Genomic DNA, 18767 nt, shown 5'->3' on the forward strand with positions numbered 1-18767 from the left:
TCGGGATCTCGTATTTTAAAAGCTTGAGCAGTTTTTTTATTTTGACTTGAAATTGCTGCGCAGTATGCGAATCGCATTGAGAATAGCGATCAATGAAACACCCACATCGGCAAAAACCGCTTCCCACATCGTGGCCAAACCGCCAGCGCCTAATACCAATACAATCCCTTTAACCACGAATGCCAAGGTGATATTCTGCCATACGATTTGCTTGGTCTTCTTTCCGATGCGAATTGCCATCGCAATTTTAAGCGGATTATCATCTTGAATCACGACATCGGCGGTTTCGATGGTGGCATCGCTTCCCAATCCGCCCATAGCAATACCTACATCACTCAGCGCTACCACAGGAGCATCATTTACGCCATCGCCGACAAAGGCCACGGATTCTTTTTTGCTTTTGATTGCGTTTACTTTATCGACTTTATCTTCTGGCAATAGATCACCATATGCTCGCTCGATGTTGAGTTGTTTCGCCACATACTCCACCACACTCGTCTTATCGCCGCTCAACATGGTGCTTCGCACGTTCAATTGGTGGAATTGTTTGATGGCTTCTGCAGCGGTATCCTTGATAGCATCCGCAATCGTGATGTATCCAACGAATTTGCCGCCATAAGCGACCGCTATTACGGTGTAAATGATGGACGCAACATCAACTTGATGGGCAATCTTGAACCTGTCCATGAGTTTAAAATTCCCAACCAATAATTCTTTTCCGTCCGCTAGTGCACGTAAGCCATGTCCGGGAATTTCTTCTGCTTCATCTAAGGCAATAGAACGATCTACTTCACCTACATATTCGTGTATAGCGGTCGCAACTGGATGCGTGCTCATGCTTTCGATCGCGTTGATCAGACTTAACATCTGTTTTTCATCGAACTCTGCATCAAATTTTACCTCTTGTACTTGAAAAACGCCTTCGGTCATCGTTCCGGTTTTGTCCATCACGATGTGCTGAACATTGGCTAATGCATCCAAAAAATTACTTCCTTTGAACAAAATACCATTTCGGCTGGCTGCTCCGATGCCACCGAAATAGCCTAGCGGAATAGAAATCACCAAAGCGCAAGGACAAGAGATTACCAAGAAAACTAATGCGCGATACAACCAGTCATTGAACTGATAATTGTCTACCACAAAATAAGGGAGCAGTGTAATACCCAAGGCGCAGAAAACGACAATAGGCGTATATACCTTTGCAAATTTGCGAATAAATAGTTCTGTTGGCGCTTTTTGTGCCGTAGCATCTTGCACCAATGCTAAGATTTTGCTCAGCTTGCTGTCGGTGTACGCTACGGTTACCCGAACTTGGCTGGCCGTATTTAGATTGATCATTCCTGCTAGCACAGGTTCGCCTTTTTTCTTTGTGTCAGGTTTACTTTCGCCAGTGAGCGCTGCGGTGTTAAATGTAGCTCGTGCGGACAATAATTCTCCGTCGAGCCCCAATTTTTCGCCCGGTTTTAGTTGGATGATGTCACCGATTTTAGCTAATTCGGCTTTGACTGTTTTTGGATTGTCATTTTCCAAGATCGTCACCTCGTCTGGTCGCTGATCCAGCAAGGACTTGATGTTGTTTTTGGCACGAGAAACGGCTAAGGTCTGAAAAACTTCGCCGACTGCATAAAACAACATCACAGCAACACCTTCCGGGTATTCGCCAATGTAGAAAGCGCCCAATGTAGCGATGCTCATGAGGAGAAATTCAGAGAATACTTCTCCTTTCAACATGCTGCGAACAGCATCCTTCAATACAGGAAGTCCCACAATCAAATACGTGACGACGTACCAAAGCAGTCGGTTCGTCTCTACAAACCAAGCTGATTTGAGCCAATTGTTATCAAAGCTGATTGCCAACAACAGCAGGATAAGTGCTGAAGTGGGTGCTAGAAACAGCGTCCAAGAGCTAGCATCATCGTCATGGCTATGATCATGCCCATCATCGTCACCATGTATGTTTTTCTCTTGTGCAACCGGTTCTGAAGCATCCGATTCCCTGTGTAATAGTGCTTGCGCGCCAGCATTGGTGTACACTTTCTCTGTTTGGTTGCAGCACATTCTTTCGCCTTTATCGTTGTACGTATGTTGATGTTTCATAATAGTTTCCTTATAATTTGCCGGTCATCTATGAGCCGAAAGCAACATGATTTATATCCTGTTTTTTTATAGTCAAAGTGATTTACAGGTGACTACCTACTATAAGAAGGTAATCACCTGTTGGGTTTTAGAGAATCATTGGACTTATCTTAATGCGCATGCCCTTCTTCGCCTGCGTCATTTAGTTTAGCGTTAATGAAAAATCCACCACTAATGACGATTTTGGTGTTTTTAGAAATTTCTTTTACAGGTGTAATACCGGTGTAGCCCATGTACGAAACACCTTTGGCGACCTCAATCCGTTCGAAGCTCAATGCGCCCTCATGATCCGCATCTGCTTTGTTTGCATGATCATTCTCCTTGACGTGATCGTGTTCTTCACCTTCTACATGCACGTGCGGCTCTTCAGCCTTAGCATCTACTTGAATGAAAACGTAGAATTTTCCGTCGGCTTCGACGATAGCTGCATCCGGCACTGCTACCGATGCCACATCGCCAATGCTCAACGCTGCCGTGATGTTCATACCATCGATAAGTCCGGTCTTATCACCTTGTATCGTGCTATGTACTGCGATCGTTTTGCTATCACTTTGGAAAGTAGAACCCACATTGAATACTTTGGCTTGATAGACCTTCGAAGGATTGTTCGTTAACGTAAAGTCGACCACTTGGCCAACTTTGATTTTGGGTAAATCCTTTTCAAAAATTTGAAGATCGAGGTGTAATTGACTATTATCGATAATCTCCGCAATAGGCGAGGAGACATCGACATAACTACCGACTTTAGAATATACTTGACTAACTATACCCGATACTGGGCTCGTGACGTTGAGCACATTGCGTAGATTGGAATCGTTCACTTGATCCGGATTGATCCCCATTAACAATATCTGCTGACGCAGCGAAGCGCGTCGTGTACGTAGCGTGGTGAGGTCTGCCTTTGCATTTTGCAGATTACGTAATGCTCCCGCATTTCCTTCATTGAGTTCTTGTTGGCGCGTGAGCTCTTGCTCTGCCTGCGTGATACGGCTGGCGATCGTAATGTATTCTTCCTGTAGTTGTACGAATTGCGGATTTTCGATCGTAGCGACCACTTGGCCTTTGCTGACGCGCTGGCCAAGTTCTACACGCAAGTTTTTGATCACACCGCCGTACAATGCTGTGATGTCTGCTTTATTTTGATTGGGCACCCGTAGAAATCCATTTACGGTGATGTTAGCCGTTAGGTTTTTAGTTTCTAGCGAACCTAATTTTATACCGACAGCATCCATTTGCGCTGGTGTGATTTCTGCAATACTAGATTCTTCGTCGTGATCATCATCGTCATCATGATCGTCGCTTTCAGCCGTCTGTTCATTGTTTTTATCGCCAAATTTGCACGCATTCAAGCTTATCGTTGTAAAGATAAGACTGAGTACAAGCAGTATGATGTTGAAATATCGTTTCATTGTGGTACTATTTATTGATGAGATAGTAAATTTGGATCACAGCATCGTTGACTTGCTGTATACTTTTTAAGTAATTGATTTTTACGTCGGTGGCAGTCTGCAAAGAGAATAGGTATTCCATATACGTAATATCACCGGTGCGATAGCTTAATTGTGCAGCCAAAATGATTTCTTCGGCGTTGGGCAAAGCTTGGTCTCTAAAGTAGCGGTACTGAAAGAGGCTTTGTTCGTACGCCCGTAACGTATTGGTATGCTCTGTTTTTAGCTGATCTTCCTGCCATTCTGCTGCCGCAATATTAGCTTGTTTCTGAAAGTCTAAGGATTTAATGCGTGCCTTAGTAGCGCCGTAAGTAATAGGAATGGTAATGCCTACATCGACAAAGCTAAACCGCTGACCTCGACCGTAATACTGCTCTACACCATTTCTTGTCAAATTTCCAATCAAGGAAATATTATTATAGCCAACAGTAAAATCAGGCAAACCCGTAGCCCTTTCTACTTTCTGATCTTGTTCCGCAATCTTGGCTTGCTGATAAATGGCCTGAATCGCGGGATTGGTAGCTACAAAATTACTATCAGTACTGTTCTGCAATGTTAACGGAGTATATTCACTTTCCGTCGAGAACTCCAAGCCAGCTGGGGTGCCCAGCAATAAGCGCAGACTTTGCAGTGCATTTTTACGTGCAACGTTATTTTGTACAAGCATCACCGTGATTTCCCCGCGTTTTGTTTTGGCCGTACTAATATCCACTTTAGGCGTATCTCCTGTGCGATACCGGAGCTCTGCGATCTTGATAAAATCTTGATAAATGCTATCCAACGACTTTAAGGTAGCGGCATTTTGATCGTAAAAGGCAATTTGATAGTAAAACGTACGCACTTGCTTCTTCAGTTCATTGATCGAGATCGCTCGATCCAACTTCGAAGCACCAACGCGTGCATCTGCGGCATTGCGCTTGGCACCAAACAAAGATGGAAAAGGAATGGTCTGGCTAATCATAATACCATCATTCAACTCAAATCCTTCATTTTGCCCGTATTGGAAATTTAAATTCGTTTTCGGAAGTTCTCCAGCCGTCTTGCGCAAACTCTCCGCTGCGCTAATATCAAGTGTGCGCGATTGGATGCTGAGATTGGCTGAAATCGCTAAGTCAATTGCCTGATCTATAGTAAGCCGTTCTTGCGCCTGCAACGGATTAATAGCTAAAGAAACCAATGCTAAAATACCAACAACGGTCGCTACAACAGCCTTTCTTGGTTTTCTCCAATCAAACTTGGTATATAGAATGATATACAATAAAGGAAGGACAAACAAGGTCAAAAAAGTCGCAGTTACCAAACCACCGATTACCACCGTGGCCAAAGGTTTTTGCACTTCAGCTCCCGCGCTAGTACTGATCGCCATTGGTAGAAAACCAAGTGAAGCCACAGCTGCTGTCATCAAAACTGGCCGCAAACGTATTTTTGTACCTTCTCTCACCCGCTCGAAAACATCTTTCATGCCTCCCTTTTCCAGTTCATTGAATTTGCCAATCAATACAATTCCGTTGAGCACGGCTACGCCAAAAAGTGCAATAAATCCTATACTGGCACTGATACTAAAACTCATGTCGCGTAGCAATAAGGCAAAAACGCCACCGATCGCACTCATCGGAATAGCGGTAAAGATGAGCGCTGCTTGCTTGAACGAATGGAAGGTGAAATACAGTAACATAAAAATCAAGAGTAGGGATATCGGCACGGCAATAATCAGTCGATCGGTCGCCTTTTGCAAGTTTTCAAATTGGCCACCATAGGTGAAGTAATAGCCTGTTGGCAATTGCACTTCGTTTGATAGTTTTTCTTGGATCTCTCGCACGACACTCTGTACATCACGCCCAGCTACGTTAAATCCAATCACGATCCGCCGCTTGCCTTCTTCGCGGCTAATCTGCGCTGGACCTAGTTTGTAATCTACTTGGGCGACTTGCGACAACGGAATTTGAGCACCTTGCGCAGTTGGGATCATCAAGTTGCTTACGTCATCGATGCCGGTACGATTTGCTTTGTCTAATCTTACGACCAAATCAAATCTTCTTTCATTCTCGTAAACCACGCCGGCACTTTTTCCGGCGAAAGCCGTGCTGACGATATCATTGACATCGCGTACAGTAAGTCCATAATTGGCCATTCGCGCCCGATTGTATTCGATGTTTATCTGCGGTAGTCCGCTAACCTGCTCCACCTGCGGTGTCGTACTTCCATTGACCGACTGTATGATTTGGCTTACGCGTTGCGCATAGGTTGCCAGACTATCCATATCTTCTCCGAATATTTTAACGGCCACGTCCTGGCGAATACCAGTCATCAGTTCGTTGAAACGCATTTGTATGGGCTGATTTTTCTCAAAGAATACGCCCGGTATTACTTCTAGTTTTTCCATGATGGCATCACCTAATTCATTATATGATCTACCCGATGTCCAATCTTTTTGTGGTTTCAATACCACCATCAAATCGGTTGCTTCTGGTGGCATCGGATCGGTCGGTACTTCGGCCGAACCAGTTTTGCCGACCACCATATCGACTTCGTCAAATTCGCGAATAATGCGAGAGGCTTGCATCGAAGTTTCAATACTTTGGCTGAGCGAACTCCCTTGCGGCAGAATACAGTGAAAAGCAAAATCGCCTTCTTGCAATTGCGGAATGAATTCGGCACCCATGCGGCTGAATAGAAATATGCTTACCGCAAATAGTGCAACCGTAGCCGTGATGATAATGTACTTGACACGAATAGCTTTCTGCAATAGAGGTGCATATACGATGTGTAGTTTTTCCATAAAGCGGTCGCTCCAACTTTTTTTTCCGCTCCATTGTTTCGGTAGAAATAAAGCACACATCATCGGGATGTACGTAAGCGACAAGATCAGTGCGCCGAAGATGGCGAATGCAACTGTTTGTGCCATGGGTGTAAACATTTTGCCCTCTACACCGACCAGCGTGAGGATAGGAATGTATACAATCAAGATAATGATCTCTCCAAAAGCCGCTTGTGTTCGTATTTTGGCAGCCGAGTTAAATACTTCTTCATCCATTTGCGCTTGAGTGAGCCTTTGATTACTTTTTCGCAATCCCAAGTGGTGTAACGTAGCTTCTACTACGATCACTGCACCATCTACGATTAATCCGAAATCGATCGCACCTAAGCTCATCAGATTGGCGCTCACGTTGAACACATTCATCATGCCCAAAGCGAATAATAATGCCAGCGGAATCGCGGATGCTACAATCAAACCTGCACGTAGATTGCCTAAAAAGATAACCAGCACAAAAATGACGATCAGTGCACCTTCGATCAGATTGGTTTCTACGGTCTTCATCGCTCTGCCAACTAAGTCGGTGCGATCGAGGTAAGCCTCAATCACCACGTCTTCTGGCAAGGAGTTTTGTATAGTTGGCAATTTCTCTTTGACACGATTGACGACATCATTGCTGTTTTCGCCTTTGAGCATCATTACTACGCCACCTACAGCATCTACTTCACCATTAAAGGTCAGTGCACCGTAACGAACGGCGCTTCCAAAACCTACTTCGGCTACGTCTCTAATCAAAATCGGAACTCCACCATTTGTCTTGATAGGAATGTTTTCTACATCTGCTAAACTCGTGACTAAGCCGATACCACGGATGAAGTAAGCATTCGGTTTCTTATCGATATATGCACCGCCCGTATTTTGGTTGTTATTTTCCAATGCGGTAAATACCTCCGGAATGGTAACACCCATGGCACGAAGTCGTTCTGAATTGACCGCTACTTCGTATTGTTTGAGCTCACCACCAAAACTATTTACTTCGGCAATACCGGGTGTGCCATATAATTGACGTGCCACAATCCAGTCTTGCATGGTGCGCAGGTCTTTTGCATCGTATTTATCTTCGCTTCCTTTTTTCGGGTGAATGATGTATTGGTATACCTCACCAAGTCCTGTACTTACAGGAGCCATTTCGGGCGTGCCAACGCCACTTGGGATATTCTCCAGTGCTTCGCTCAAGCGTTCGTTGATCAATTGGCGGGCAAAGTAGATGTCTACACTTTCTTTGAATACGACGGTAATAACCGAGAGTCCGAAACGAGAAATACTGCGTATTTCTTCGATATCAGGAATATTTGTTATGCTTTGCTCAATTGGAAAAGTCACTAATTGTTCGACTTCTTGCCCAGCCAATGTGGGGCAGGAAGTAAAAATTTGTACCTGATTGTTGGTGATGTCTGGTACGGCATCGATCGGCAGTTTGGTGGCACTCCACAAACCCCAAATGATTAGAATTAAGGTCATCATTCCGATGATGATCTTATTCTTAATACTAAATCTTATAATACTATCTAACACGATTTTTCTATTTTTCTGAATGAAATAGATTAGTTGGATTCTTCTGCATTTCTCAATTAGGAACAGCATCAGTTTTGATACAGCTCATCCAAAGTAGGAGATGTGAAGTAAGAACGTTCTTGATTAGAAAAACAGACACAGTTAAGCCTGCGATTCTAATCGCTTACTAGGTATAATAATAGACTCTTCCAAGCAGATTCACTGGAAAAGAAAATATTTCTTAATTAATATTGAGGCGGTTGCCAGATAGATGGTAAAAAAATATCCGCCATTATAAATTGTTTAGTTATTGATTTGGTTGACCAATAAGTGAAAAACGGAGTGGATATTTCTAGTTTGTATAGTTGGGGGGTCTCGACCGCGATAGCACAACAGATGCACGTACAGAATGGTGAACAAGAGTCTGTTGCATTTTCAGTATGGCTGTGAGAAAATTCGGTCAAGTCATTGGCGCGCATTGCTGCTACTGCATCACTACATGGCATCGCAAAAAGCGCCATCAAATAAGTGAGTAGTATAAACGTCGTTAACCGCATAGTGAAACAAATATAAGAATAAAACCTTTTTTCGATCTAGTTTGTGTTGTTAAAGGTCTGTGAAATTTTATTTTGTAGATTTAATACGATGGTATTTTTGCCAAATAGTACTAGAGACCGTTTATCGCCCTTTCCTTATATTTGTCTATGAATATGGGGACAGAACACAAAATAGGGAATTACGTATTAGAGATTTGCAGTAGCTCGCCGACATCTGCGCTAGCAGCAGAACAAGGCGGAGCGAGCCGAATAGAACTTTGTCAGAGCTTAGAAAGCGGTGGCATCACGCCATCGCATGCGCAGATTAGTTTGGCGAGAACACGATTGACGATCGGAATTTTTGTGTTGATTCGTCCGAGATCGGGCAATTTTGTGTACACGGACTTGGAAATTGAAGAAATGCTTCAAGATATAGAGTTTTGTAAGACAGCGAGTTGCGATGGCGTTGTGATTGGGGTTTTAGATGCCGACGGACAGGTGGATACGCTGCGCATGACTCAGCTCATTGCGGCAGCTAGACCTATGCAAGTGGTTTTTCACCGCGCATTTGATTTATGTGCTTATCCAGCGCAGGCTTTAGAAGAGATTATTCAATTGGGATGTGAGCGGATTTTGACTTCCGGTCAGCAAGAAACGGCATTGGCAGGGAAGGAGATGTTGCGCGAGCTAATCGAACAAGCCGCAGGACGAATCGAGATTATGCCAGGCGCAGGCGTCGATGAAAATAATATCGCGGAGATACTGACCTACACAAATGCGTACAGCATACATAGCTCGGCTAAGACCGTAGAAAATTCTAGTGTACGACATGTGAACTTAGCTATTCAAGGTATGAATGAAGCCATGATTTATACATCGAAAGAGCGCACTCAGAAATTGGTGCAACAATTAGAAATGCTTTCTTCTAAGGTATAGCTACGGTGATTCTCTGATTAGCCTATCGGCTAATCTCTGCGTAAATAGTTGCGATCTTCTTCAGATAGATCAGAAGGTGGATTTTCCAAGGAAGAAGTTGGCTCATATTGATTGCTGGCCGTGTATTCCTTTGGTGCTTTTTTGCGACGACGAAATAAAAAACCTCCGGCAATCATTCCTAAAAGGAAGAATATACCTAATATCAACAGCTTGGAGGCGTATATTGTGCCAAATAACCAAAATGGTGCTTCCTCGTGGTTGTTGAAAAGCACAATAATAACGGCGGCAAGTATGATGGCGGAGATAATACTTTTAATATTCATACGATGATAGGCATTGTTTGAGATAAAAGTAAATAAAAATGGGATATCATGTGATATCCCATTTTTATTATTTTCGGTATGAATGCTTACTCAGCTACTACTTCGAAAGGAACTTGTACCTTTACTTCCTTGTGTAAGTTAAGGTTAGCTACGTATTCACCTAAGTTTTTAGGCTCTTCTTCGAAAGTAATGCGACGGCGATCCACCTCATAACCTTGTGCTTTCAAAGCTTCTGCAATTTGAAGGCTATTTACTTTACCGAAGATTTTGCCGCTTTCGCCAGCTTTAGCGCCGATAGTCAATTTAATAGCTTCCAATTTAGTTGCCAATTCAGCAGCATCTTTCTGAATTTTCTCTTGTTTGAACTGAGCTTGTTTAATGTTCTCAGCCAATACTTTTTTTGCTGATGTTGTTGCCAAAGCAGCAAAACCTTGAGGGATTAAATAGTTGCGGCCATATCCTGGCTTTACTACTACGACATCGTCTTTCTCTCCAAGGTGTTTAACATCTTGTCTTAATATAACTTCCATGGTCGTATCCTTCTCTATTTAAGTGAATCAGTTACGTAAGGCAATAGTCCGATAATACGCGCACGTTTAACGGCTTGAGCTACTTTACGTTGAAATTTCAATGATGTTCCAGTAAGACGGCGAGGTAAGATTTTACCTTGATCGTTTACAAACTTCAATAGGAAGTTGCCATCTTTATAGTCGATATACTTGATACCGTTCTTTTTGAAACGACAGTATTTTTTACGGTTGTCCTCTACTTTAGGGGCAGTTACGTATTGGATGTTTTCGTTTGCCATTAGTTTGCTACCTCCTCAGTTTTGGTTTCCGTTTTCTTGTTGAATGCTCCGCTACGTTTCTTCTCGTTGTAAGCAAGTGCATGCTTATCCAATGAGATAGTAAGGAAACGCATCACGCGCTCATCACGTTTGTACTCAAGTTCTAGTTTTTGAATTAATTCACTCGGAGCCTTGAATTCAGTTAAGTGATAAAATCCAGTTGTTTTTTTCTGGATTGGATACGCTAATTTTCTCAAACCCCAATTGTCTTCAGCGACAATTTCGGCTCCGCCCTCAGAAAGAATGTTTTTGAATTTAGCGATGACTTCTTTCGCTACATCTTCTGAAAGCAACGGGGTAAGAATGATGACAGATTCGTACTGTTGCATTTGTTTGATATGTTATGTTAATTAAATCGTCTCCGTATACACGGAAGTGCAAAGGTAGAAAATATATTTTAAACAATGGAATATATTATGCGCAGCTTTTTTAGTGAGATTTTACTGCTCGATTAATTATCGAACGCGAGCTGATAGATAATAAAGAGTTGTCGAAGATACGTTATCTTTGGGGCTTTACCACACAGCATTCATGACTCCAACTTTTCAGCACGCTCTTCTAGAGCAATGTACTATTTTGATCAACGAAAAAATCAAGCAGATACAAACTTCTTTGGATCTTTCTCAAGATGCCTTGGTGAGTGATACAAAAAGTAGTGCTGGAGATAAGTATGAGACGTCACGTGAAATGATCCAACAGGATCTCGATCGATTACAAAGACAGCTTAACGAAGCGCAAAAAGATCTACAAATCCTACAGTCCATTCCGTCATTGCCTCCGGCAACAGAAAATCGCGTGCGACTAGGCAGCTTGGTGAAAACAGAAATGGGCTTTTATTTTCTTTCGATTGGTATCGGAAAGGTAACGTGTGCAGCGCAAACGGTTTTTGTGGTATCGCTGCAATCACCTATTGGACAATTGCTGTTGGGTAAAGCAGTTGGTGAAGAGTTTAGCTTTCAGCAAAAATCACAGGTTATTCTGGGAATTCTATAAAACTGGAAAGATGGTAGGTATATTCCTAGATATATTATGGTTTGGTTATTTGTTTATTCAGCGGGATCGGATAAAGCGATAAGCACGGCGCCCGCCACCATAATACCAGCGCCGACAACGAGTTGCCAAGTTATTTTTTCTTTGAGGAAAATAACGGACAAGACAATCGCTATCACCAAAGAGGTGCGCTCTATCGTTACGACATAGGATGCTGGTCCCATAGACAAAGCTTTGTAAGAGAATAGGGTAGACAACGTGGTGAAAACACCTGCGCAGAGTAAAAAGATCCACGCTTGCTTATCAATTTCTTTTAGCGTAGCAACGTTGCCTTGATAGCATACGACAGACCAAGTGATGGTAAAAATAAGAACGGATTGTATGGCAAATGCTACACTAGAATCTACATTCTTCAAGCCTGCCTTTGTCAATACGATCACCAAAGCTGCTGATATCGAGGCCAGCATTGCCCATAAAAACCACATAATGTATTGTTTGTCTCTTAAACAGATGCGAATCTAAAATGTTATTTTTACAACAGGACTCGCTATTATTGTGCAATATTCTTGATCATTCCTCTAAACAAAAAATAATGGAATGGAAGCATGCCATACCAATAGAGTCTTCCAGCAACTCCAAGTGGACGGAAGGTGGCGATCTGTTCCAATTCATCTTTTTCATTAATGCGAAATTCTAACCACGCTTCTCCTGGGATGCGCATTTCCGCATACAATAACAATCGTTTTTCACTTTTGCTAGAAAATAGCACACGCCAAAAATCCAACACTTCACCCGGTGAGGTTTCCAGTGCATTTCGTCGTCCACGACGTAAACCAACTCCACCAAACAATCGATCTAAAAATCCCCTAAACTGCCACAGCCAATCGGCATAATACCAACCTGTACGTCCGCCAATAGCAAATATTCTATTCAACGTTTTAGTCGTATCTTTTACAGCGATGGTCTGTCGATCTGTTAATACGCCAAAGGTAGGAACTTCCATATAGCTGGACAATCTTTGCGAAGCACGTCTACTTCCGGCGTCTTTCCAAGTCGAAGAGACCAGATTTTGTTCGATTTTTCCAAAAGCAAAGCTTATGGCATCGCGATACGGGATAAGTTGAATACCCAAGCGCTCTGCCCACTCATTTTCTGTAGGAATTACATCGATACGCATGCTGTCTACCAAGTGACGCGCGAGACTATAAGATGTGGACGTGATCAAATACAACCAATAGGATGACAGCTTTGGCGTCAGAACAGGTACGATGAATATACGACGTTTCAGACTTCGTACCTCCGCAAAGTGTTCTAGCATTTGCTGATAAGTGAGCAGATCGGGCCCATAAATATCGATATGTTTGTCGTACAATTCTTCTTTCAGCAATACGCCAATGAGTAATTCGATCACATTCCGTATGGCAATCGGTTGACATTTGCTATTCAGCCACTTTGGCGCCACCATCACAGGAAGTTTTTCTACTAAATCGCGTATTATTTCGAAAGACGCACTTCCAGAACCTATAATAATTCCCGCTCGTAGTGCAGTTACGGGTACAGTTCCAGCGCGTAATACATCTTCTACCAATTTTCGACTGGCTAGATGTGCACTGAGTTCGTGGCTATTCACGATGCCGCCGAGGTAAATAATTTGTTGTGCGTCCGTCTTTTGGATTGCGTCGGCAAAATTTTCTGCGGATTTACGTTCCGTATCGCTAAAATTGTCGCCATCGCTGCCCATGGAGTGCACGAGATAATAGGCAACGTCAATATCTGTTGGGATTTGATCCAGCGTAGCGGGATCGGTTAAGTCTGCTTCTATAATAGATAGCTTTTCATCTTGGTATGATTGCAGTGGCATTCGGCAAGCATCTCTTACCAGGCATATCACTTCGTGCCCGGCCTGCAATAATGCGGGTAAAATACGCTTGCCAATATATCCAGTGGCACCGGTCAGTAATATTTTCATACGGTAGAAAGATGATGATTTACATGAAAATGATTTGTTTCGACGCGATCATACTCTTATGAACCGCTGAGTAGCAGGATTGTTTGCTAAACAAATTGTTGCAAATAGCTGTTTCTAGATGTAAAACAAAGCCATGAAAAAGAAAGATCAAAAAGACCCATGCTGGTCAGATTATAAACAGGAAGGCACTAAAAAGAAAGGTGGTAAAACTGTTCCAAGCTGCGTGAAAAAATCGAGTAAAAAAAGTAATTAATTATTTGTATCAGAGCGTTCACTTTTAAGGTGTTTTAGTGCGTCAATTTCTATTCTTGCTAGTTACATGGAAATCTTTATCTGCTATTGTTTTTAACAACAAGTTACTAAATAATTGATAAATATTACTATTATTGTGTCAACTATTAATTTTCCTTTCGATAACCAAATTTGTTTTTGCGTGATCGATAGTAAAACTAGCTTATTCCTTTCACTAAATTTAGAAATATATCTATTCACTACTATGCCTAAAAGAAGACTCATTTTGTTGGCTTATTTTTTCATGGTGGGTGTTACCCAATTATATGGACAGCAACAACGTTACGAAATCGGCTTATCTGCTGGTTACACACGCAATACGCTGACTACGGACAATGGAAGTCGTTCCTTCACCCGTAATTATCCGCTAAACGGTTTCCAAGTCGCGATTCCGATGCAGTACCACGTTAATGACTGGTTTGGTGTTCAGTTGGATCTCGCCTATATAAAGAAAAATTATGCGCTGCGACGTACCGGTTTTTTTGAAGGGGTGGAAAATGAGATTACCAATAGTTTTATACAAGCTCCGCTGATGGCGCACTTCTCTTTTGGTGGAGAAGATTTACGAGGTTTCTTGAATCTAGGTGGATATGCAGGCTATTGGGTCAGCAGCAGGATTCGTGGAGCCAGTGGTGATCCTTTTTCGCCAGATACAGATTTGGGTGATGATGACCAATTGTATAGGTTTAGCGAAATATTCAACTTATCGAGTTATAATGAGCGCGTATCGTTTGATAGTCGTCGGGATAGGCGATTAGAGTTTGGTCTTTTAGCTGGTGTAGGTTTGGAATATCGCGTATCTCCGCAGTATAAAGTATTTGCCGAAGCACGTTACCAATATAGCCTAACAGACTTGCAGAAAAACTATATGATCAATCAAATTCCACGCTACAACAATACGTTTGGTGTGCAATTGGGCGTATTATATGGCTTTGGCGGTCGCTAATTTCCATTTATCAATTCTTGTCTCATACTTAGAAAAAAATGAAAAAATATATATTAAACACACGATCTGTTGTTCTAATTATTCCAGCTTTATTCCTGATGCTGAATGCCTGCCGCAAAGATATGCCGGAGCTCGAGCGTCCGGGAGATTATGTTGGGGGTAACTTTGAAGAAGTATTTGAAGTGTATTGGAATGGTATGAACAACAATTATATCTTTTGGGATATCGATACGACAGACTGGGATCAGGTGTACCGTCGTTATCAGCCGATTTTCGCTACTATGAATATCAATGATACCGCTGATGTCAGAAGAAGCTATACCTACTTTAAGACGATGACAAACGGATTAGTGGATAGCCATTACGATCTTCAATTTCGATCGCCAATTTTGAGAGATTCTGCAAGTATCAATCCGTCCTTTCAACGCAGACAGCGCATAGAGGATTTTCGAGGTCGAATTAATCCGAATCATTTCTATAATACAATACCAGTACGCTACCTAAACCCAGGCTTGTCTAGGGTGATTGTTAATGAGCCAAATGCACAATATTTTGCGGTGAGCGGAACAATTTCAGAAGGCATAGCCTATTTGTATTTTAATTTATTCAATCTATCAAATCTCTACAATACTTCGTCGACCTACGCAGCCACTTTGAATCATTTCTTTGCCAATGTTTTGGATGGAGAACAGCCTCGTGGTGTTATTATAGATGTACGTAATAATGGCGGTGGGTCGCTGGCTGACCTTGATTTCTTACTTGGTCGTATGATTACCAGCCCGCTTCATTTTGGATATACAAAATCTAAACTGACGAACAATCGGTTGGATTTTACGCCGTGGATTCCAGCAAGTGTAAATCCTGACAGTGAAGCGAAAGAAATTACGGCGCCTATTGTGGTGATTGCTGATAATTATTCTATGAGTATGTCAGAGATTACAGCTATGGCTGTGAGCGCCCTGCCGAATGGTCATTTTGTAGGAGAGCGTACTTGGGGAGCGATGGGGCCTTTAACAGCTAATTTTTTTTACAACGCAGGTCAATTTTCAACAAGTTTTATGAGTTTGGTCTATACTTCCTCGTTGCAAATCAAGGCGTTAGATGATAGAGTTTATGAGGGGGTCGGACTGACTCCAGATGTATCAGTGCCTGTCGATCTTGTCACCTTGGCGACAGGTCGGGATGCGCAGTTAGAAGCGGCTATCCAACTTATTAATCGTCAGTAATTTCATCTTTTTGATGAGAATATAAAATACGATAAAACAGGAAAGGATCGAACGAAGTTCGATCCTTTCCTGTTTTATTATGTAAACTATACCGTCGTTTTCGGCTCTTTCTCGACAAATACAAACTGTCCGTCGAAGCTATCGATCTTGATGATCGAGTCTTTTCTGACCTTATCCGCCAAGATGGCTTTAGAAAGCTCATTGAGAATACGCTTTTGAATAACCCGCTTCAGCGGGCGAGCACCATATACTGGATCGTAACCCAATTGTGCCAACCAATCCAAAGCTTCCTCCGTGGCTTCGACAAAAATGTTTTGCTCGGCCAATTGTTTTTGTACCCGAGAGAACTGCATCCGCACAATATCTCCAATCTCGTCACGACCTAGCGGCGTAAACATGATGATCTCATCGATCCGGTTCAAAAACTCTGGGCGAATGCTTTGCTGCAATAGCTCGAATACCTCGTCTTTCGTTTTTGCCACAACACTTTCCCTATTTTCCTCGTTCAAGGTCGAGAAGTTCTGCTGAATCAAGTGTGATCCTGTGTTAGAAGTCATGATGATAATCGTGTTTTTGAAATTCACCACGCGACCTTTGTTATCGGTCAGATGCCCATCATCCAGCACTTGCAACAAGATGTTGAACACATCTGGATGCGCTTTCTCAATTTCATCCAACAACACGACAGAGTACGGGCGACGACGTACGGCTTCAGTCAACTGACCACCTTCTTCGTAACCTACATATCCTGGAGGCGCTCCAATTAATCGTGATACCGCATGCCGTTCTTGATATTCGGACATGTCGATGCGTACCAACGCTTGCTCATCGTCGAAAAGAAATTCAGCCAAAGATTTGGCCAATTCCGTTTTACCGACGCCCGTAGTTCCTAAGAAGATGAAAGAACCAATCGGACGTTTGGCATCGCTCAAGCCTGCTCTCGAACGACGAATCGCATCAGAAATGGCTTCGATGGCCTCTTCTTGTCCAGCGACGCGTTTATGTAATTCTTCCTCTAAGTTGAGCAATTTCTCGCGCTCGGATTGCACCATTTTATTCACCGGAATACCTGTCCACCTTGATACCACATCAGCAATATCTTCCGAAGTTACTTCCTCTTTCAGCATGCGGCTGTTTTGCTGCTTTTCGGTCAATTCCAGCTTTAGTTTTTCGGTATTGTCCTGTGCTTCCTTGATTTTGCCATAGCGCAGTTCGGCTACCTTACCATAGTCGCCAGCGCGCTCTGCTTGTTCCGCTTCTAGTTTGTAATCTTCAATGTGTTGAATCTCCTGATTCACCCGATCTACCAAGTCTTTTTCGGATTGCCAAGCCGCTTTTAAGGAGTCACGTTCGTTGGATAAGTTGGCGATACTTTCCGAAAGTTCATCCACCTTACGCGTATCCTTTTCGCGTTTGATCGCTTCGCGCTCAATCTCCAACTGCATGATGCGACGGTTCAATTCATCCACAACCTCTGGTACCGAATCCATTTCCAGTCGCAATTTAGAAGCTGCCTCATCGATCAAGTCAATCGCTTTATCTGGTAAGAAACGATCGGTTATATAGCGTTGAGAAAGCTCTACGGCCGCAATAATGGATTCGTCCAAAATGCGCACTTTGTGGTGTGTTTCGTAGCGTTCTTTCAATCCACGAAGAATGGATATCGCATCCTGCGTATCCGGCTCATCGACCATCACCTTTTGGAAGCGTCTTTCTAAGGCTTTATCTTTCTCGAAGAACTTTTGAAATTCGTTTAAAGTCGTTGCTCCGATCGCCCGCAATTCACCGCGCGCTAGCGCAGGTTTTAGAATGTTGGCGGCATCCATAGCGCCTTCGCCACCACCTGCACCCACCAAGGTGTGGATCTCATCTATAAACAAGATAATTTCACCATCGCTGTCCGATACCTCTTTGACGACTGCTTTCAATCGTTCTTCAAATTCGCCCTTGTATTTTGCTCCCGCAATCAATGCGCCCATATCTAGCGAAAAGACTGTTTTTGACTTGAGGTTTTCAGGTACATCACCTTTGAGGATACGATGCGCAATTCCTTCGGCGATCGCCGTCTTACCAACGCCCGGTTCGCCCACTAAAATGGGGTTGTTTTTTGTGCGGCGAGAAAGGATTTGCATTACGCGGCGAATTTCCTCATCTCGACCAATGACAGGGTCTAGTTTACCCGATTCCGCATATTCATTCAAGTTGCGCGCATACTTACCCAAGGCATTGTATGTGGCTTCTGCATTTTGATCCGTTACGCGGTTGTTGCCCCGAAGTTCTTTGATCGCTAATTTCAAATCCTTTTCGGTTGCGCCTTGATCTTTCAATAAGGTAGCTGCCTTATCGCTGCTGCTTAGTAAGGCCAGTAATAGATGCTCTACCGAAATAAATTCGTCACCAAACTCTTTTAAATACGTTTGGGCTTTTTGCAACACCGTATTGCTACCGTTGCTAAGGTAAATATTGCTACCAGATACCTTCGGTAATGCGGCAATATACTGATCGAGTTCAGCTGTTGTATGATTGATATTTACTTGTAGTTTTTTGAGTAAATGATTGACTACATTCTCGTCTGCCGTTATCAATCCTTTCAGTATATGTGCTGGCTCAATGGCCTGCTGCTGATTTCCACCAGCAATCTCAGAGGCTTTCTGAATGGCTTCCTGAGCTTTAATAGTATAGTTGTTAAAATTCATGTTGTGTCGTTTTGTTATGAATGCTTTATCAAATCATATGCCTAGTCTATTGCTGAGTTAACTTACTGAAATTATGTCGGTTACATCTATTTTCAGGCGACAAAATGTCTTGTT

15 protein-coding genes are annotated in these 18767 nt (G+C 42.8%); 4 read left to right on the top strand and 11 right to left on the bottom strand.

From position 1 onward, the window contains the following. Window positions 1-36: 36 nt before the first annotated feature. The 4 genes from AC3IRT_RS06020 to AC3IRT_RS06035 form a co-directional block, all read right to left on the bottom strand. Window positions 37-2097, bottom strand: coding sequence for a heavy metal translocating P-type ATPase (locus tag AC3IRT_RS06020; protein ID WP_489395507.1), 2061 nt, complete (start codon window positions 2095-2097; stop codon window positions 37-39). 149 nt (window positions 2098-2246) lie between these two features. After that, window positions 2247-3545: an efflux RND transporter periplasmic adaptor subunit gene (locus tag AC3IRT_RS06025; protein WP_489395508.1), complete on the bottom strand. Its 1299-nt coding sequence runs from the start codon at window positions 3543-3545 to the stop codon at window positions 2247-2249. 7 nt (window positions 3546-3552) lie between these two features. Continuing rightward, window positions 3553-7863, bottom strand: coding sequence for a CusA/CzcA family heavy metal efflux RND transporter (locus AC3IRT_RS06030; RefSeq protein WP_489395509.1), 4311 nt, complete (start codon window positions 7861-7863; stop codon window positions 3553-3555). A 275-nt stretch (window positions 7864-8138) separates the two neighbouring features. Continuing rightward, window positions 8139-8450, bottom strand: a complete 312-nt coding sequence (locus tag AC3IRT_RS06035; RefSeq protein WP_489395510.1) for a DUF6660 family protein — start codon at window positions 8448-8450, stop codon at window positions 8139-8141. A gap of 153 nt (window positions 8451-8603) precedes the next feature. Here AC3IRT_RS06035 and AC3IRT_RS06040 point away from each other — a divergent pair, with 153 nt between their 5' ends. After that, window positions 8604-9365: a copper homeostasis protein CutC gene (locus AC3IRT_RS06040; RefSeq protein WP_489395511.1), complete on the top strand. Its 762-nt coding sequence runs from the start codon at window positions 8604-8606 to the stop codon at window positions 9363-9365. A 29-nt stretch (window positions 9366-9394) separates the two neighbouring features. Here the strand turns inward: AC3IRT_RS06040 and AC3IRT_RS06045 are convergent, their stop codons facing one another. The 4 genes from AC3IRT_RS06045 to rpsF form a co-directional block, all read right to left on the bottom strand. Further along, window positions 9395-9688: a hypothetical protein gene (locus AC3IRT_RS06045; RefSeq protein ID WP_489395512.1), complete on the bottom strand. Its 294-nt coding sequence runs from the start codon at window positions 9686-9688 to the stop codon at window positions 9395-9397. An 86-nt stretch (window positions 9689-9774) separates the two neighbouring features. After that, a complete protein-coding gene (rplI, locus tag AC3IRT_RS06050; RefSeq protein ID WP_489395513.1) occupies window positions 9775-10218 on the bottom strand; it encodes a 50S ribosomal protein L9 in 444 nt (147 codons plus the stop codon). Between the two features lie 14 nt (window positions 10219-10232). Continuing rightward, window positions 10233-10496 carry a 30S ribosomal protein S18 gene (rpsR, locus tag AC3IRT_RS06055; RefSeq protein ID WP_066750513.1) on the bottom strand — a complete coding sequence of 88 codons (264 nt, stop codon included), beginning with the start codon at window positions 10494-10496 and terminating at the stop codon, window positions 10233-10235. After that, window positions 10496-10864, bottom strand: coding sequence for a 30S ribosomal protein S6 (gene rpsF / locus AC3IRT_RS06060; RefSeq protein ID WP_489395514.1), 369 nt, complete (start codon window positions 10862-10864; stop codon window positions 10496-10498). The genes rpsR and rpsF overlap by 1 nt, the downstream gene beginning before the upstream one ends. Window positions 10865-11066: 202 nt before the next feature. On the opposite strand from rpsF, the gene AC3IRT_RS06065 reads away from it, so the two are divergent. Beyond that, the gene (locus tag AC3IRT_RS06065; RefSeq protein WP_489395515.1) at window positions 11067-11528 is read left to right on the top strand and encodes a 3-oxoacyl-ACP synthase; all 462 of its coding nucleotides are present in this window, start codon (window positions 11067-11069) and stop codon (window positions 11526-11528) included. Between the two features lie 53 nt (window positions 11529-11581). Here AC3IRT_RS06065 and AC3IRT_RS06070 read toward each other — a convergent pair whose 3' ends face one another. After that, on the bottom strand, window positions 11582-12010 hold the full coding sequence (locus tag AC3IRT_RS06070; protein WP_489395516.1) for an EamA family transporter: 429 nt from the start codon (window positions 12008-12010) through the stop codon (window positions 11582-11584). A gap of 65 nt (window positions 12011-12075) precedes the next feature. Beyond that, the gene (locus AC3IRT_RS06075; RefSeq protein WP_489395517.1) at window positions 12076-13494 is read right to left on the bottom strand and encodes an SDR family oxidoreductase; all 1419 of its coding nucleotides are present in this window, start codon (window positions 13492-13494) and stop codon (window positions 12076-12078) included. 496 nt (window positions 13495-13990) lie between these two features. On the opposite strand from AC3IRT_RS06075, the gene AC3IRT_RS06080 reads away from it, so the two are divergent. Next, window positions 13991-14731, top strand: coding sequence for a porin family protein (locus tag AC3IRT_RS06080; protein WP_489395518.1), 741 nt, complete (start codon window positions 13991-13993; stop codon window positions 14729-14731). A 38-nt stretch (window positions 14732-14769) separates the two neighbouring features. Further along, a complete protein-coding gene (locus AC3IRT_RS06085; RefSeq protein WP_489395519.1) occupies window positions 14770-15957 on the top strand; it encodes a S41 family peptidase in 1188 nt (395 codons plus the stop codon). A gap of 86 nt (window positions 15958-16043) precedes the next feature. On the opposite strand, the gene clpB is transcribed toward AC3IRT_RS06085, so the two are convergent. Then, window positions 16044-18653: an ATP-dependent chaperone ClpB gene (gene clpB, locus AC3IRT_RS06090; RefSeq protein ID WP_489395520.1), complete on the bottom strand. Its 2610-nt coding sequence runs from the start codon at window positions 18651-18653 to the stop codon at window positions 16044-16046. Between the last annotated feature and the right edge of the window lie 114 nt (window positions 18654-18767).

The sequence above is a fragment of the Sphingobacterium sp. KH_072 genome (assembly GCF_057837975.1).

Bases quoted from the DNA above. Each gene is read 5' to 3' on its own strand.
- AC3IRT_RS06085 (WP_489395519.1), top strand. From the start codon at position 14,770: ATGAAAAAATATATATTAAACACACGATCTGTTGTTCTAATTATTCCA.
- rplI (WP_489395513.1), bottom strand. From the start codon at position 10,218: ATGGAAGTTATATTAAGACAAGATGTTAAACACCTTGGAGAGAAAGAC.
- AC3IRT_RS06020 (WP_489395507.1), bottom strand. From the start codon at position 2,097: ATGAAACATCAACATACGTACAACGATAAAGGCGAAAGAATGTGCTGC.
- AC3IRT_RS06080 (WP_489395518.1), top strand. From the start codon at position 13,991: ATGCCTAAAAGAAGACTCATTTTGTTGGCTTATTTTTTCATGGTGGGT.
- AC3IRT_RS06070 (WP_489395516.1), bottom strand. From the start codon at position 12,010: ATGTGGTTTTTATGGGCAATGCTGGCCTCGATATCAGCAGCTTTGGTG.
- rpsF (WP_489395514.1), bottom strand. From the start codon at position 10,864: ATGCAACAGTACGAATCTGTCATCATTCTTACCCCGTTGCTTTCAGAA.
- clpB (WP_489395520.1), bottom strand. From the start codon at position 18,653: ATGAATTTTAACAACTATACTATTAAAGCTCAGGAAGCCATTCAGAAA.
- AC3IRT_RS06040 (WP_489395511.1), top strand. From the start codon at position 8,604: ATGGGGACAGAACACAAAATAGGGAATTACGTATTAGAGATTTGCAGT.
- AC3IRT_RS06030 (WP_489395509.1), bottom strand. From the start codon at position 7,863: ATGATGACCTTAATTCTAATCATTTGGGGTTTGTGGAGTGCCACCAAA.
- AC3IRT_RS06045 (WP_489395512.1), bottom strand. From the start codon at position 9,688: ATGAATATTAAAAGTATTATCTCCGCCATCATACTTGCCGCCGTTATT.
- rpsR (WP_066750513.1), bottom strand. From the start codon at position 10,496: ATGGCAAACGAAAACATCCAATACGTAACTGCCCCTAAAGTAGAGGAC.
- AC3IRT_RS06065 (WP_489395515.1), top strand. From the start codon at position 11,067: ATGACTCCAACTTTTCAGCACGCTCTTCTAGAGCAATGTACTATTTTG.
- AC3IRT_RS06075 (WP_489395517.1), bottom strand. From the start codon at position 13,494: ATGAAAATATTACTGACCGGTGCCACTGGATATATTGGCAAGCGTATT.
- AC3IRT_RS06035 (WP_489395510.1), bottom strand. From the start codon at position 8,450: ATGCGGTTAACGACGTTTATACTACTCACTTATTTGATGGCGCTTTTT.
- AC3IRT_RS06025 (WP_489395508.1), bottom strand. From the start codon at position 3,545: ATGAAACGATATTTCAACATCATACTGCTTGTACTCAGTCTTATCTTT.